The sequence below is a fragment of the Sphingobium sp. B8D3B genome (genome assembly GCF_025961875.1).
GTDB lineage: Bacteria > Pseudomonadota > Alphaproteobacteria > Sphingomonadales > Sphingomonadaceae > Sphingobium.
Genome location: NZ_JAOQON010000001.1, coordinates 1,654,651 through 1,667,784 on the forward strand (window position 1 = coordinate 1,654,651; position 13,134 = coordinate 1,667,784).

The 13,134-nt window shown below is 64.4% G+C and carries 17 protein-coding genes; 5 read left to right on the forward strand and 12 right to left on the reverse strand.

The annotated features are described in order from the left end of the window. The 7 genes from nadA to leuD all read right to left on the reverse strand — a co-directional run bounded on the left by nadA (position 1) and on the right by leuD (position 4,737). Positions 1 to 996, reverse strand: coding sequence for a quinolinate synthase NadA (gene nadA / locus M2343_RS07740; protein WP_181561358.1), 996 nt, complete (start codon positions 994 to 996; stop codon positions 1 to 3). Positions 997 to 1,064: 68 nt separating this feature from the next. After that, positions 1,065 to 1,829 carry a hypothetical protein gene (locus M2343_RS07745; RefSeq protein ID WP_264576200.1) on the reverse strand — a complete coding sequence of 255 codons (765 nt, stop codon included), beginning with the start codon at positions 1,827 to 1,829 and terminating at the stop codon, positions 1,065 to 1,067. 66 nt (positions 1,830 to 1,895) lie between these two features. Next, on the reverse strand, positions 1,896 to 2,777 hold the full coding sequence (locus tag M2343_RS07750; protein WP_264603874.1) for an MBL fold metallo-hydrolase: 882 nt from the start codon (positions 2,775 to 2,777) through the stop codon (positions 1,896 to 1,898). 320 nt (positions 2,778 to 3,097) lie between these two features. Further along, positions 3,098 to 3,427, reverse strand: a complete 330-nt coding sequence (gene grxD, locus M2343_RS07755; protein ID WP_264569806.1) for a Grx4 family monothiol glutaredoxin — start codon at positions 3,425 to 3,427, stop codon at positions 3,098 to 3,100. A 46-nt stretch (positions 3,428 to 3,473) separates the two neighbouring features. Beyond that, on the reverse strand, positions 3,474 to 3,707 hold the full coding sequence (locus M2343_RS07760; RefSeq protein WP_181559130.1) for a BolA/IbaG family iron-sulfur metabolism protein: 234 nt from the start codon (positions 3,705 to 3,707) through the stop codon (positions 3,474 to 3,476). 12 nt (positions 3,708 to 3,719) lie between these two features. Continuing rightward, positions 3,720 to 4,046, reverse strand: coding sequence for a DUF1476 domain-containing protein (locus tag M2343_RS07765; RefSeq protein WP_264574774.1), 327 nt, complete (start codon positions 4,044 to 4,046; stop codon positions 3,720 to 3,722). Between the two features lie 97 nt (positions 4,047 to 4,143). Next, positions 4,144 to 4,737, reverse strand: a complete 594-nt coding sequence (gene leuD / locus M2343_RS07770; protein ID WP_264574773.1) for a 3-isopropylmalate dehydratase small subunit — start codon at positions 4,735 to 4,737, stop codon at positions 4,144 to 4,146. Between the two features lie 323 nt (positions 4,738 to 5,060). Here leuD and M2343_RS07775 point away from each other — a divergent pair, with 323 nt between their 5' ends. Continuing rightward, complete coding sequence (locus M2343_RS07775) at positions 5,061 to 5,351, forward strand: GNAT family N-acetyltransferase (protein ID WP_264576202.1); 291 nt, start codon at positions 5,061 to 5,063, stop codon at positions 5,349 to 5,351. Positions 5,352 to 5,523: 172 nt separating this feature from the next. Here the strand turns inward: M2343_RS07775 and leuC are convergent, their stop codons facing one another. The 5 genes from leuC to thiS form a co-directional block, all read right to left on the reverse strand. Further along, the gene (gene leuC, locus M2343_RS07780) at positions 5,524 to 6,966 is read right to left on the reverse strand and encodes a 3-isopropylmalate dehydratase large subunit (protein ID WP_264576203.1); all 1,443 of its coding nucleotides are present in this window, start codon (positions 6,964 to 6,966) and stop codon (positions 5,524 to 5,526) included. Positions 6,967 to 7,233: 267 nt separating this feature from the next. Further along, complete coding sequence (locus M2343_RS07785; protein WP_264576204.1) at positions 7,234 to 7,869, reverse strand: CoA transferase subunit B; 636 nt, start codon at positions 7,867 to 7,869, stop codon at positions 7,234 to 7,236. Further along, positions 7,869 to 8,576, reverse strand: coding sequence for a CoA transferase subunit A (locus M2343_RS07790; RefSeq protein ID WP_264569800.1), 708 nt, complete (start codon positions 8,574 to 8,576; stop codon positions 7,869 to 7,871). The genes M2343_RS07785 and M2343_RS07790 overlap by 1 nt, the downstream gene beginning before the upstream one ends. A 207-nt stretch (positions 8,577 to 8,783) precedes the next feature. Then, entirely contained in the window at positions 8,784 to 8,966 is a 183-nt protein-coding gene (locus M2343_RS07795; protein ID WP_264576205.1) for a CsbD family protein, read from the reverse strand. A gap of 117 nt (positions 8,967 to 9,083) precedes the next feature. Beyond that, complete coding sequence (gene thiS, locus M2343_RS07800; protein ID WP_264576206.1) at positions 9,084 to 10,088, reverse strand: sulfur carrier protein ThiS; 1,005 nt, start codon at positions 10,086 to 10,088, stop codon at positions 9,084 to 9,086. Positions 10,089 to 10,179: 91 nt separating this feature from the next. Here thiS and aroQ point away from each other — a divergent pair, with 91 nt between their 5' ends. From aroQ to M2343_RS07820, 4 genes are all read left to right on the forward strand, one after another. After that, entirely contained in the window at positions 10,180 to 10,623 is a 444-nt protein-coding gene (gene aroQ, locus M2343_RS07805; protein WP_264576207.1) for a type II 3-dehydroquinate dehydratase, read from the forward strand. 98 nt (positions 10,624 to 10,721) lie between these two features. Then, the gene (gene accB / locus M2343_RS07810) at positions 10,722 to 11,210 is read left to right on the forward strand and encodes an acetyl-CoA carboxylase biotin carboxyl carrier protein (protein ID WP_264574769.1); all 489 of its coding nucleotides are present in this window, start codon (positions 10,722 to 10,724) and stop codon (positions 11,208 to 11,210) included. Positions 11,211 to 11,223: 13 nt separating this feature from the next. Continuing rightward, on the forward strand, positions 11,224 to 12,576 hold the full coding sequence (gene accC, locus M2343_RS07815; protein WP_264576208.1) for an acetyl-CoA carboxylase biotin carboxylase subunit: 1,353 nt from the start codon (positions 11,224 to 11,226) through the stop codon (positions 12,574 to 12,576). Continuing rightward, positions 12,573 to 13,103 (forward strand): GNAT family N-acetyltransferase, encoded by a 531-nt coding sequence (locus M2343_RS07820; RefSeq protein WP_264576209.1) that lies wholly within the window; start codon positions 12,573 to 12,575, stop codon positions 13,101 to 13,103. Before accC ends, M2343_RS07820 begins: the two co-directional genes overlap by 4 nt. The last annotated feature ends 31 nt before the right edge of the window (positions 13,104 to 13,134 follow it).

Consider the following 13,134-nt stretch of genomic DNA (forward strand, 5'->3'; position numbering starts at 1 on the left):
TCACCGTGCTCCCACGTCGCCCTGCCCGACCGTATCGCTGGCAAGATCCAGCATGCGATCGAGGCTCTTCTTCGCGGCCACCCGCAGGCTCTCGTCCATCTCGATGCGCGGCTGGAGATCGCGGAGCGCGATGTAGAGCTTTTCCAGCGTGTTGAGCGCCATATAGGGGCAGACGTTGCAGTTGCAGTTGCCGTCCGCACCCGGCGCGCCGACGAAGCGCTTTTGGGGGATCGCCTTTTCCATCTGGTGGATGATGTGCGGCTCGGTCGCCACGATCAGCGTGTCGCCCGGCATGTCCTTGGCATATTGCAGGATGCCGCTGGTCGAGCCGACATAATCGGCATGATCGATGATAGCCGGCGGGCATTCGGGGTGGGCCGCAACCGGCGCGCCGGGGTGCATAGCCTTGAGCTTGAGCAGCTCGGTCTCGCTGAAGCTCTCATGTACGATGCACACGCCCGGCCAGAGCAGCATCTCACGCCCCAGCTTGCGCGCGAGATAGCCGCCCAGATGCTTATCCGGCCCGAAGATGATCTTCTGGTCCTTGGGCAGCTTGCTCAGGATTTTCTCGGCAGACGAGCTGGTGACGATGATATCGCTCAGCGCCTTTACCTCCGCCGAGCAATTGATGTAGCTGAGCGCGATATGATCGGGATGGGCCTCGCGGAAGGCCTTGAACTGCGCGGGCGGGCAGCTGTCTTCCAGGCTGCAGCCGGCGTCCATGTCCGGCAGGATCACGATCTTCTCGGGGCTGAGGATCTTCGCCGTCTCGGCCATGAAGCGCACACCGCAAAATGCGATCACGTCCGCATCCGTCTCCGCCGCCTTGCGGGACAGCTCCAGGCTGTCGCCCACAAAGTCGGCCAGGTCTTGGATCTGCGGCTTCTGGTAATAGTGCGCGAGGATGACCGCGTTGCGCTCCTTGCGCAGGCGATTGATCTCCTCCAGCAGGTCCAGCCCCGCAAGACTTCCGCCGATCCCGCCGCGTGCATCCATCACCGAATCTCCTTTGTCATGCGGGGGAGATGGCCACGAAGCGCCCGTCGATCAACCTCTAACCGCGCTCAGGGGAAGAAGGCCCGCATATCGCGCATCGCGCCGGGTGTCCCGGCGACCATATCGCGCGTGATGGCAAGGCCCATCGGGCTGTAGGCGATGGCATCGGCCATGAGCTGGCTGCCGATCAGGATACCCGCTCCCCACAGCCATGCAGCGTGGACCCGCCCTTTGCGCCGCCAGTCCCAGACCATGCCGACCAGGATAAACACCATGGGCGCCACGACAGCCGCGACCCACCAGCCCCAGGGGATGAGGAACGGCATCGGCAGCAGTCGCCCGAAGCCGGGGCCGGTCAGCCCGGCCATGGCGCCGCACATCAGCCGCCGGTGCCAGTCGGGACGGGCGCGCAGGACGAGCGCCGCCCCGACGGTGAGCGCGAAAGCCAGCAGGCCGATGCTGTTGCCGAAGAGAAATTCGTTGGTATCGAAGAATGGAGGACCACCGATTGCGCGCACCGAATGACGCGTCACCGCCAGACCCAGCACGACCATGACCGGCACCCAGAGCAGCGCGAGCACACCAAGTCGCCTATGCAGGCGCACCGAGCCGCCCGCCGCCAGAAAGGATTGGGTGATGAAAAGAACCAGCCAGCCGAAGAAAACCAGCGCATGGACATGAAGCAGGAGCGGCGCGGCGAAGGTCGAGCGGCCGGCGGCGACATTGAATGAGAAGCCCGCCACAATGACAAAGGCCATCGCCAGCGCCAATTTGAGGAAGAAGCTGCGCTCGCGCTCGATCTCGGATCTGATGCCTGAAGCAAGTGTTGCCATGACGGTCCCCCCACCGTTGCCTGGACGGCGGGGAAGCTGATCCTGTTCGCGCCTTCCGTCAAGCGCCTAAATCAGCACCCTCGCCCAGACCCCGTTCGCTCTATCCTTGACCAGCCCCCGCCGTTGCAGATCGATGAGATGGGCCAGCACGGATCGGCCTGCGGCGCCATGCAGGCGCGGATTGAGGCCGACATACATGCTTGCGACGAAATCCGGGATGGTGACAGCGCCCTGCCGCTCCAGAATGCGCAGGATCTGCCCTTCCCGCATCCGTCGATGCCCCAGCATCCCGCGGGCGAAGCGCTGGGGCTGCGTCACCGGTTCGCCATGGGCGGGATAATAGATGCTGTCCGAGCGGGCAACCAAACGCTCCAGCGAGGCGAGATAATCGCTCATGTCGCCATCGGGCGGCGAGACGACGCTCGTGGACCAGTTCATCACATGGTCGCCGGTGAACAGCGCCGCTTCTTCCTCGAGCGCGTAGCACAGATGATTGGAGGTGTGGCCGGGCGTCGCCAGCGCCGTAAGAGTCCAGCCCGTGCCCACGATTTGCTCGCCCTCCGCGAGCACCCGGTCGGGACTGTAATCGGGGTCGAATGCCGCATCGGCGCGCGGCCCGTCATCCTCCAGCGTCAGCGGCGCGCAGCCGATGATCGGCGCGCCAATGCGCTGTGCCAGCGGCCGCGCCGCCGGGCTGTGATCGCGATGGGTGTGGGTGCAGGCGATAGCAATGACGGGGCGACCGGCAATCGCCGCTTCCAGTGCATCCAAATGGGCGGGATCATCCGGGCCAGGATCGATTACGGCAAGGTCGCTGTTGCCCACCAGATAGGTCTGCGTCCCCTCAAAAGTGAAGGGCGAAGGATTGGGTGCCAGCACGCGCTGCACCAGCAGCGACAGGCGCATGACCCGGCCGGTGTCGGCGGCGAGACTGGGGGCAGCAGGCATCATCTCTTCCATGTGTCACGGCCGCCGCCGATTGCAAGGCGCAAGCGGAAATGCGGGCGAAACTGTCGGAGCGCTTTACAGGTCGCAACCTCTTGCCCCGCCCTTAACCAGCGTCGCCGCCCGCTTCCCCCACCCGGAGGAACTGGCACGGCGCTTGCTCTTCTTGTCGACACACCCGCTTTGGGGGACGGGCACCCGGTCTTCTTGCCTGTCCCCCAATCCTTTTGTCTCCCAATCCCTCCGAACTCCGGCGCCCGAACGCAAAACGGGCCCCGGGCTTTTTGCCCCGCGCCCGCTTGAAGAACCAAATGGAAGCTCGGTCAGGCGGCGATGACGCCCTGCTCTGTGAGAAGCTGCTTGAGCTCGCCCGCCTCGTACATTTCCATCATGATGTCCGACCCGCCAAGGAACTCGCCCTTTACGTAAAGCTGGGGGATGGTCGGCCAGTCGGAAAAGCTCTTGATGCCCTGGCGGATCTCCTGATCCTGCAGCACATCCACGCTCTCGAAGGGTGCGCCGAGCCGTTCCAGAATGGCGATGGCGCGGCTCGAGAACCCGCACTGCGGGAACAAGGGCGTGCCTTTCATGAAGAGCACGACATCGTTCTTGCCGACGATATCGGCGATGCGGGCGTGGACGGGGTCGGTCATGTCTAGTCTCCGGGCAGCAGTGCGGCGCGATGCCGGCGCTGCGCTATCAGTTGGGAACGGCTGTGGTCAGTTGCAAGGCGTGAAGCTCTCCGCCCATGCGCCCGCCCAGCGCGGCATAGACCGCACGCTGCTGGGCAATGCGATTCATCCCCCGAAAGCTCTCGGAGGTGACCCGCGCCGCATAATGGTCGCCATCGCCGGCCAGATCGGTGATCTCCACCGTCGCATCCGGGAAAGCCGCGAGGATCATCGCCTCGATATCGCCAGCCGCCATGGGCATGTCAAAAGCCCCTCAATTCTCTTCCTGCATGAACTGGCGACGCGCCTCGGCGGCCTTGTCGCTCAGCGCCGTGCGCACGCGCTGCTCGTCCATGTCGACGCCGGCCGATACGAGATCGCCCATCACCTTGCGGATCACGTCCTCATCGCCGGCTTCCTCGAAGTCCGCCTGCACGACCGCCTTGGCATAGGCATCGGTCTCTTCCTTGGTTAGCCCCATCAGGCCGGCCGCCCACTCGCCCAGCAGGCGGTTGCGCCGGGCAGCGACCCGGAACGCGAGTTCCTGATCCATGGCGAACTTGGTCTCGAACGCCTTCTCGCGATCGTCGAATGAACTCATGAAAGACGCACCTTCATCTGGAGGTAACTGAATAGAGGTTCTACTTAGGAAGCAGGCGCTCCCTTGGCAACGCGCGGGATACCCCGCCGCGTCGAATTCAGGCGGCGGCCGGCACCAGCCAGGGCCGGGTCTGCGCATCGCGCGCTTCGAACGTACCGATGGTATCGCCCTGCGCCATCGTCAGGCCGATCTCGTCGAGCCCGCCCAGCAGGCAGCTCTTGCGGAACGGGTCGATTTCGAAGGTGAAGCGGTCCTGAAAAGGCGTCGTCACCGACTGGTTCTCAAGGTCGATGCTGATCGGATCGGTCTTGGCGACCTCCAGCAACCGGTCGACCGCGTCCTGCGGCAACACGACGGTCAGGATGCCGTTCTTGAAGGCATTGCCCGAGAAAATATCCGAGAAGCTCGGCGCGATGACGGCCCGCACGCCCATGTCGATCAGCGCCCAGGCGGCATGTTCGCGGCTCGACCCACAGCCGAAATTGTCGCCCGCCACGATGATCGGCGCGCCGGCATAGCGCGGGTCGTCGAACACATTGCCGGGCTCCTTGCGCAGCGCCTCGAACGCGCCTTTGCCGAGGCCCGTGCGGCTGATGGTCTTGAGCCATTCGGCCGGAATGATGATGTCGGTATCGACATTCTTCAGGCCGAAGGGATAGGCGCGACCTTCAACGGTGGTGACGGGTTCCATGCTGGTCCTGCTGATGACGGGCTGTTTGACCGGTCAAGTGGCGGATGTGCGCGCTTGCGTCAAGATGCCGACCCGATATGCAGGCGGCCGACAGCGATGTGCGGAGGAGGTGAGGCAATGGCAACAAGCGGCACATGGCGGCCGATGCGCTTTAGCGACGTGGGAACGGTCAAGGCAATCTCCGATGCGGTCCATGGTCGCTATACAGAGGATGAAGCGATCTACGCCGAGCGCCTAAGCCTGCATCCGGCGGGCTGTTTCCTCTTCGAGGATGCCGGGCGCGTGCTCGGCTATCTCGTCGCCCACCCTTGGGAGCGGACAGCGTGCCCGCCTTCAATGCCCCATTGGGCGCCATTCCCGAGAACCCCGGCAGCTATTATCTGCATGATCTTGCCCTGCTGCCCGACGCGCGCGGCAGTGGCGCCGGGCGGACGGCGCTGGCGCTGATCGTCGCACAGGCAGGCCGTGAGGGTCTTGGTGAAATCTGGCTGACGGCCGTCAATGGCGCAGACAGCTATTGGGCCGCGCAAGGCTTCGAGGTGATCGAAGCGCCCGACCCTGCTGGTTATGACGAGAGTTGTCGCCGCATGAAGCTGCGTGTCCCAACGGCGTGACCGCGCGGATGCAGAAGCCCGCGCCCGTCTGACGTCACACGCGCATTCAGCGTGCGGCTGGCTTTTCCGCCTTTGCGGGCACAGCGGCGGACTGGCCGAGGCCCATGGCCATGGCGGCGCTGCCGAGAGCACCGGCGACCAAAATCCAGAAAATGACTTTCATTGCGTCCCCTTACGCTTGCTCGGGCACCATTAGTTCGCGAACGTCCGCAAGTCGACCCCTGATCGCGGCGGCGGCCGCCATCACCGGCGAGACGAGATGGGTGCGCGCACCCGGCCCCTGCCGGCCCATGAAGTTGCGATTGCTGGTGGAGGCGCAACGCTCACCACTGGGAACACGATCCGGATTCATGCCCAGGCACATGGAGCAGCCCGGCTCGCGCCACTCGAACCCGGCCTCGATGAAGATGCGATCCAGCCCTTCAACCTCGGCCTGATGCTTGACCAGACCGGAGCCCGGCACGACCAGCGCCTGCTTGATGCCATCGGCAACCTTGCGGCCCTTGAGCACCGACGCGGCCGCGCGCAGATCCTCGATGCGGCTGTTGGTGCAGCTGCCGATGAAGATATGCTCGACCGGCACGTCTTCCATGCGCTGGCCGGCGGTGAGGCCCATATAGGCGAGCGACTTGGCCGCAGCTTCCCGCTTAGAGGGGTCCTCAAAGCTCTCCGGATCGGGCACGACGCCGGTGATCGGCACTACGTCCTCGGGACTGGTGCCCCAGGTGACGGTCGGCGCGATCTCGCTCGCCTCCAGCCGCACATGCTTGTCGAACACGGCGCCTTCGTCGGTCACCAGCGTGCGCCAATAGGCGACCGCGCGCTCCCAATCGGCACCCTGCGGCGCCATCGGGCGGCCCTTGATATAGTCGAACGTTTTCTCGTCCGGCGCAAAGAGCCCGGACCGCGCGCCACCCTCGATCGCCATGTTGGCGACAGTCAGCCGGCTCTCGATGCTCATGGCGCGGAAAGTCGAGCCGCGGAATTCCATGACATGGCCGGTGCCGCCGGCGGTGCCGATGCGGCCGATGACGGCGAGGATCACATCCTTGGCGGTGACGCCATAGCCCAGCTCGCCCTCGACCTCGATGGCGAGCGTCTTGCTCGGCTTGAGCAGCAACGTCTGCGTGGCGAGCACATGCTCGACCTCGCTGGTGCCGATGCCGAACGCCAGCGCGCCCAGCGCGCCGTGCGCGGCCGTGTGGCTATCCCCGCAGACCAGGGTCATGCCGGGCAGCGTGAAGCCCTGCTCGGGGCCGACGACATGGACGATGCCCTGATTGATATCGGTCGCGCCGAAATAGCGGATGCCGAACTCGGGCGCGTTGCGCTCCAGAGCGGCGAGTTGCTGCGCGCTCTCCTTGTTGACGATGGGAATGCGATTGCCCTGTGCATCGACCCGCGCCGTGGTCGGCACATTGTGATCCGGCACGGCCAGCGTGAGATCGGGCCGGCGCACCTTGCGCCCGGCAAGGCGGAGCCCCTCGAACGCCTGCGGGCTGGTCACTTCATGGACGAGGTGGCGGTCGATATAGATCAGGCACGTGCCATCGTCGCGCTTCTCGACGACGTGCGCGTCCCAGATCTTCTCATAAAGGGTGCGGGCCTGGGTCATAATGGGGCTGCCCTACATCTGTCGCGGTCGGGGGGGAAGCCCCTATATCGGGCGCTCGAAGTCCGTTTCAATGGCGCGCGCGGCGCTCTTCCCCTCGTCGCCCCGGCCTTGAACCGGGGTCCCGCTGCCTTGGTGCGCGATCGCTGAATAAGAAGCGTCATCCCGGATCAAGTCTGGGATAACGGAGTATTGGCGGGGCAGCGGAGCGCTGCGGAACTGCCCCTCCTCCGAAGAGAAGGGGTAACTACCGCGCGCTAACCCTCTGCCTTACGAGACGTAATGCGCCGTCGTCTTGGCCGCGACTTCCTCGGCGGTAACACCCGGCGCCAGTTCCACGAGGCGGAAGGGCTGATCGTGCGAAACGCGCTGGAAGACGCACAGATCGGTGACGATCATATCCACCACATCCCGGCCGGTGAGCGGCAGGGTGCATTCCGGGATGAACTTGGGGCTGCCGTCCTTGGCAGTGTGCTCCATCACCACGATGATCTTCTTGACGCCGGCGACGAGGTCCATCGCGCCGCCCATGCCCTTGATCATCTTGCCGGGGATCATCCAGTTGGCGATGTCGCCCTTTTCGGAGACTTCCATCGCACCCAGCACGGTGAGATCGATGTGGCCGCCGCGGATCATCGCGAAGCTGTCGGCGCTGGAGAAATAGACGCTGCTCGGCAGTTCGCTGATCGTCTGCTTGCCGGCATTGATGAGATCGGGATCGACCTCGTCATCATAAGGGAACGGGCCGATGCCGAGCATGCCGTTCTCGCTCTGCAGCGTGACTTCCACGCCCGGCGGGATGTGATTGGCGACCAAGGTCGGGATGCCGATGCCGAGATTCACATAGAAGCCGTCCTGAAGCTCCTTCGCGGCGCGCGCGGCCATTTCATCGCGTGACCAGCCCATTATGCGGCCTCCCTTTCGCGGACAGTGCGGAATTCGATCTTCTTGTCATAGGGCGCACCGACGATCATGCGCTTCACATAGATGCCGGGCAGATGGATGCTGTCCGGATCGAGGCTACCGACGGGCACCACTTCCTCGACTTCCGCGACGCAGATCTTGCCGGCGGTGGCCATCGGCTGGTTAAAATTCCGCGCGGTCTTGCGGAAAATCAGATTGCCCGCTTCATCGGCCTTCCAGCCCTTGATGATGCACAGATCGGCATAGATGCCGCGCTCGAGCACATATTCCTGTCCGTCGAATATCTTGGTTTCCTTGCCCTCGGCGACCTGCGTGCCCACGCCGGTCTTGGTGTAGAAGCCCGGAATGCCCGCACCGCCGGCCCGGCAGCGCTCGGCCAGCGTGCCCTGCGGACAGAACTCCACCTCCAGCTCGCCTGCGAGATATTGCCGCTCGAACTCCTTGTTCTCGCCGACATAGGACGAAATCATCTTCTTCACCTGTCGGGTGCGCAGCAGCTTGCCCAGCCCTTCGCCGTCGATGCCGGCATTGTTGGAGGCGAAGGTGAGATCCTTCACGCCAGAATCGCGGATCGCGTCGATCAGGCGCTCGGGAATACCGCACAGGCCGAACCCGCCGGCGCAAATGAGCATTCCGTCGTGGAGCAGGCCATCGAGAGCGGCTGCGGCATCGGGATAGAGTTTCTTCACGCGTGTCTCCTTGGCACGGATGGAGCGAAAGCTGATCCGCCCATAAGAGCGCGGGACCGGACGGTCAAATGCCCGGATTGCATGAGGCGGCAGGGAAACCGAACCGCACCGGGCGAGCGGTGCCTGTTCGGACATAAACAATGAAGGCCGCACTCGCTTGTGCGAGCACGACCTTTCATCAAAACGCTTGAGCGTTGCGGCTCGGGGTCAGACCCGGTCGCCGAGGGCTCCCTTCACGGAGCCCTTAAGGCCTTGGCCCTTGCCCTTGAGCTCCTGGCCGAGACCTTCCGCCTGCTGATCGGGATCGTTGCGCTGCTTGCCGATCTCCTGCTTGGCCTTGCCGACTGCTTCGTTGACGGCACCCTTGGCCTTGTCGATCAATTCACCCATGATAGGTCTCCAATCGCTGAATTCTGCTACGGCCGGACGATCCGACCGTCTGAAAATTAAACGAGTTGGGACGCGGCTGGTTCCGACAAATACGACCAGCGGTTGGCCGCGCTTGGCTCAGATCAAGCCAGCGAGCGGACTTGAGGGGTCGGCATACATGCGTCGCCCCATGCGCCCGGCGAGATAGGCCATCCGCCCGGCTTCGACCGATGCCCTCATCGCCGCCGCCATCAGCACCGGCTTCTTGGCTTCTGCAATGGCGGTGTTCATCAGCACGCCGGTGCAGCCCAGTTCCATCGCCACTGCCGCATCGGAAGCCGTGCCGACGCCGGCATCGACCAGCACAGGAAGCTTCGTTCCTTCCACAATCAGGCGGATGGTCACCCGGTTCTGGAGGCCCAGGCCCGAGCCGATGGGCGCGCCAAGCGGCATGATCGCCACCGCGCCCGCACTCTCCAGCTGCTGCGCGGCGATGGGGTCGTCGGTGCAATAGACCATCGGCTTGAAGCCCTCCTTGGCGAGGATTTCGGTCGCGCGGAGAGTCTCGATCATGTTCGGGTAAAGCGTGCGGGCCTCGCCCAGCACTTCCAGCTTCACCAGATCCCAGCCGCCCGCCTCGCGCGCCAGCCGCAGCGTGCGGATCGCGTCTTCAGCGGTAAAGCAGCCAGCGGTGTTCGGCAGATAAGTGATCTTCTTAGGGTCGATGAAGTCGGTAAGCATCGGCGCCTTGGGGTCGGACACATTCACCCGCCGCACCGCCACCGTGACAATCTCCGCGCCCGATGCCTCAACGGCAGCGGCATTCTCGGCAAAATCGCGATATTTGCCTGTCCCAACGATCAGCCGGGAACGGAAGGTGCGCCCGGCCACGCTCCAGCTGTCATCGGCCAGCACCGGCGATCCATCGCCACCGCCGACGAAATGCACGATCTCCAGCTCATCGCCATCCTCGACGATCACATCGGCCAGCTGTGCGCGGGGCACGACCTCCAGATTGCGCTCGACGGCCACCTTCTCGGGCGCCAGCCCCAGCTCATTGGCCAGATGCGCGATGCTGTGCCCGGCACGCACGCGGCGATGCTCGCCATTGACCCGGATGCCGATCGTTCCGTCCGCGCTCATGCCGTGTGTTCACCTTTCGCTTTGAGAGCCGTTCGCCACGCCATATAGGGTGGAGCCCAAGGCTCGCAACCAACAAGGACCGGATGGCCCCATGACTGCCGCGCGAAAAATCTATGTCCTCAATGGCCCCAATCTCAACCTGCTCGGCACACGCGAGCCGGAAATCTATGGCTATGATACGCTCGACGACATTGCCGACCGCATGGAAGACGAGGCCCGGCGCGCCAGCGTGGAGCTGGATTTCCGCCAGTCCAATCATGAGGGCCATCTGATCGATTGGCTGCATCAGGCCCATGCGGAAGCAGCAATGGCCGTCATCCTGAACGCCGGCGGCCTCACGCACACCTCTGTGGCGCTGCACGATGCGATCAAATCCATCACCGTGCCGGTGATCGAGGTTCACCTCTCCAACCCCGCCGCGCGGGAGAGCTTCCGCCATCATAGCTATGTCGGCATGGCCGCGCGCGGATCGATCGCGGGCTTCGGCGCGCTCTCCTATATGCTGGCGCTGGAAGCGGCGCTTGAGATGGATTGAACCAGACAGGGCGTGCAAACGGTTGCCTTATCGGGCGAAGGGCAATAGGCCCCAGCCCCACTCCAGAACAGAATAAAGCTTTCTCAAAGGGAAGACCAATGGCCGACAAGACCAACGAAGGCTCGATGCAGGTGGACGTTAAGCTGGTGCGCGAACTGGCGAAAATGCTGGACGCGACGAACCTCACCGAGATCGAGGTGGAAGACGGCGACCGCAAGATCCGCGTCGCCCGCACCCCCGCCGCCCAGAGCGCGACCTATGCGCCGATGGCCGCTGCGCCCGCACCGGCAGCCCCGGTGGCTGCTGCTGCGCCGGTGGAAAGCGCCGCCCCGGCCCCCGCGGCCGGCCCCGCCGCCGGCACAATCAAATCGCCGATGGTCGGCACTTGCTACCTGACGCCCGAGCCCGACGCCCCCGCCTTCGTCAAGGTGGGCGACGCGGTGAAGGCGGGCCAGACCCTGCTGATCGTCGAGGCCATGAAGGTCATGAACCCGATCACCGCACCCTCTGCCGGCACGGTCCAGGCTGTGCTGGTCGAAAACGGCCAGCCGGTCGAATATGACCAGCCGCTGATCGTGGTCGCGTGAGGACACGCCAGCCATGAGCATCGAGAAGCTGCTGATCGCCAATCGCGGCGAGATCGCCCTGCGCATCCACCGAGCCTGCCACGAGATGGGCATCAAGACGGTGGCCGTGCATTCGACCGCCGACGCGGACGCCATGCATGTGCGCCTGGCGGACGAAGCCATCTGCATCGGCCCGCCGGCTGCGAAGGACAGCTATCTCAACATTCCCGCGATCATTTCCGCCGCGGAAATCTCCGGCGCGGACGCGATCCATCCGGGCTATGGCTTCCTCTCCGAAAATGAGCGCTTCGCGGAAATCGTGGAAGCGCATGACATCATCTTCGTCGGCCCCAAGCCCGAACATATCCGCGTGATGGGCGACAAGGTGGAAGCCAAGCGCACCGCCGGCGCGCTCGGCCTGCCGTTGGTGCCGGGCACCGACGGCGCGATCGAGGGCATCGCAGACGCCAAGCAACGCGCGAGAGAGATCGGCTATCCAGTGCTCGTGAAGGCCGCCTCCGGCGGCGGCGGGCGCGGCATGAAGGTTGTCCCCACCGAGGACGAGTTCGAGAGCCTGATGTCCCAGGCCAAGAGCGAGGCCAAGGCCGCGTTCGGCGACGACACCGTCTACATGGAAAAATATCTCGGCAATCCGCGCCATATCGAGTTCCAGATTTTCGGTGACGGCAAGGGCAATGCCATCCATCTGGGCGAGCGCGACTGTTCGCTGCAGCGCCGGCACCAGAAGGTGCTGGAAGAAGCGCCCTCCCCGGTCATTTCATCGGCCGAGCGCAATCGCATGGGCACGCTCGTGGCCAAGGCGATGGCCGACATGGGCTATCGCGGCGCGGGGACCATCGAATTCCTGTACGAGAACGGCGAATTCTACTTCATTGAGATGAACACCCGCATTCAGGTCGAACATCCGGTGACGGAGATGATCACCGGCTTCGATCTGGTGCGCGAGCAAATCCGCATTGCCGAGGGCAAGCCGCTGTCGGTGACGCAGGACGAGCTGGAATTCCACGGCCACGCCATCGAGTGCCGCATCAATGCGGAAGACCCGGTGACGTTCATGCCCTCCCCCGGCAAGGTGCAGATGCTCCACGTCCCCGGCGGCATGCATGTGCGCGTCGAAAGCGCGCTCTATCAGGGCTATAGTGTGCCGCCTTATTATGACAGCATGATCGGCAAGCTGATCGTCTACGGCCGCACGCGAGAGGGCTGCCTGATGCGCCTCAAGCGCGCGCTTGAGGAATATGTCATCGAGGGCATGAAGACGACCATCCCCCTGCACCAGAAGCTCATCGCCGACCCGGACGTGCAGAATGGCGATTACAGCATCAAGTGGCTGGAAGAATGGCTGGAGCGGCAGAAGGTCGATTGAGCGGGCAACCGCCACTGCGCATCCGTCCGGTCGCCCTGGCGGATGCGGAGGCCATCGCGGCGATCTACGCCCATCATGTGCAGCATGGCACAGCGACCTTCGATACGCAGGCGCCCACGGCCGAGCAATGGCGCGAGAAGATCGCGTATCTTTCTGAGAGGGGCTGGCCCTTCATCGTCGCGGAAGATGAGGACGGCGCGGTGATCGGCTATGCCTATGCCGCGCAATTCCGCGATCGCCCTGCCTACGCTCACGCCTGCGAGGACAGCGTCTATCTCCATCCAGAAAAGACCGGGCGCGGCATCGGTATGGCACTGCTTGCGGCGCTGATTCCGGCGGCTGGCGCGGCGGGCTTCACCCAGATGCTTGGCGTGATCGCGGGCGGCGAGGACGCCTCGGTCGCGCTCCATGCAGGCCAGGGCTTCCGCCACGCCGGGCGCATGGAGAAGGTCGGCTATAAATTCGGGCGCTGGCTGGACACCATCTACATGCAGCGGGCCTTGCCCAGCGGCGACCAGACGGCCTAACTGCCTGACGGACGGGCGAACGAAAAGGATC

Excerpts from the sequence above, each read along its gene's own strand:
- nadA (WP_181561358.1), bottom strand. The coding sequence starts at position 996 with ATGGATGCACGCGGCGGGATCGGCGGAAGTCTTGCGGGGCTGGACCTG.
- M2343_RS07745 (WP_264576200.1), bottom strand. The coding sequence starts at position 1,829 with ATGGCAACACTTGCTTCAGGCATCAGATCCGAGATCGAGCGCGAGCGC.
- M2343_RS07750 (WP_264603874.1), bottom strand. The coding sequence starts at position 2,777 with ATGCCTGCTGCCCCCAGTCTCGCCGCCGACACCGGCCGGGTCATGCGC.
- grxD (WP_264569806.1), bottom strand. The coding sequence starts at position 3,427 with ATGACCGACCCCGTCCACGCCCGCATCGCCGATATCGTCGGCAAGAAC.
- M2343_RS07760 (WP_181559130.1), bottom strand. The coding sequence starts at position 3,707 with ATGCCCATGGCGGCTGGCGATATCGAGGCGATGATCCTCGCGGCTTTC.
- M2343_RS07765 (WP_264574774.1), bottom strand. The coding sequence starts at position 4,046 with ATGAGTTCATTCGACGATCGCGAGAAGGCGTTCGAGACCAAGTTCGCC.
- leuD (WP_264574773.1), bottom strand. The coding sequence starts at position 4,737 with ATGGAACCCGTCACCACCGTTGAAGGTCGCGCCTATCCCTTCGGCCTG.
- leuC (WP_264576203.1), bottom strand. The coding sequence starts at position 6,966 with ATGACCCAGGCCCGCACCCTTTATGAGAAGATCTGGGACGCGCACGTC.
- M2343_RS07785 (WP_264576204.1), bottom strand. The coding sequence starts at position 7,869 with ATGGGCTGGTCACGCGATGAAATGGCCGCGCGCGCCGCGAAGGAGCTT.
- M2343_RS07795 (WP_264576205.1), bottom strand. The coding sequence starts at position 8,966 with ATGGGTGAATTGATCGACAAGGCCAAGGGTGCCGTCAACGAAGCAGTC.
- thiS (WP_264576206.1), bottom strand. The coding sequence starts at position 10,088 with ATGAGCGCGGACGGAACGATCGGCATCCGGGTCAATGGCGAGCATCGC.
- aroQ (WP_264576207.1), top strand. The coding sequence starts at position 10,180 with ATGACTGCCGCGCGAAAAATCTATGTCCTCAATGGCCCCAATCTCAAC.
- accB (WP_264574769.1), top strand. The coding sequence starts at position 10,722 with ATGGCCGACAAGACCAACGAAGGCTCGATGCAGGTGGACGTTAAGCTG.
- accC (WP_264576208.1), top strand. The coding sequence starts at position 11,224 with ATGAGCATCGAGAAGCTGCTGATCGCCAATCGCGGCGAGATCGCCCTG.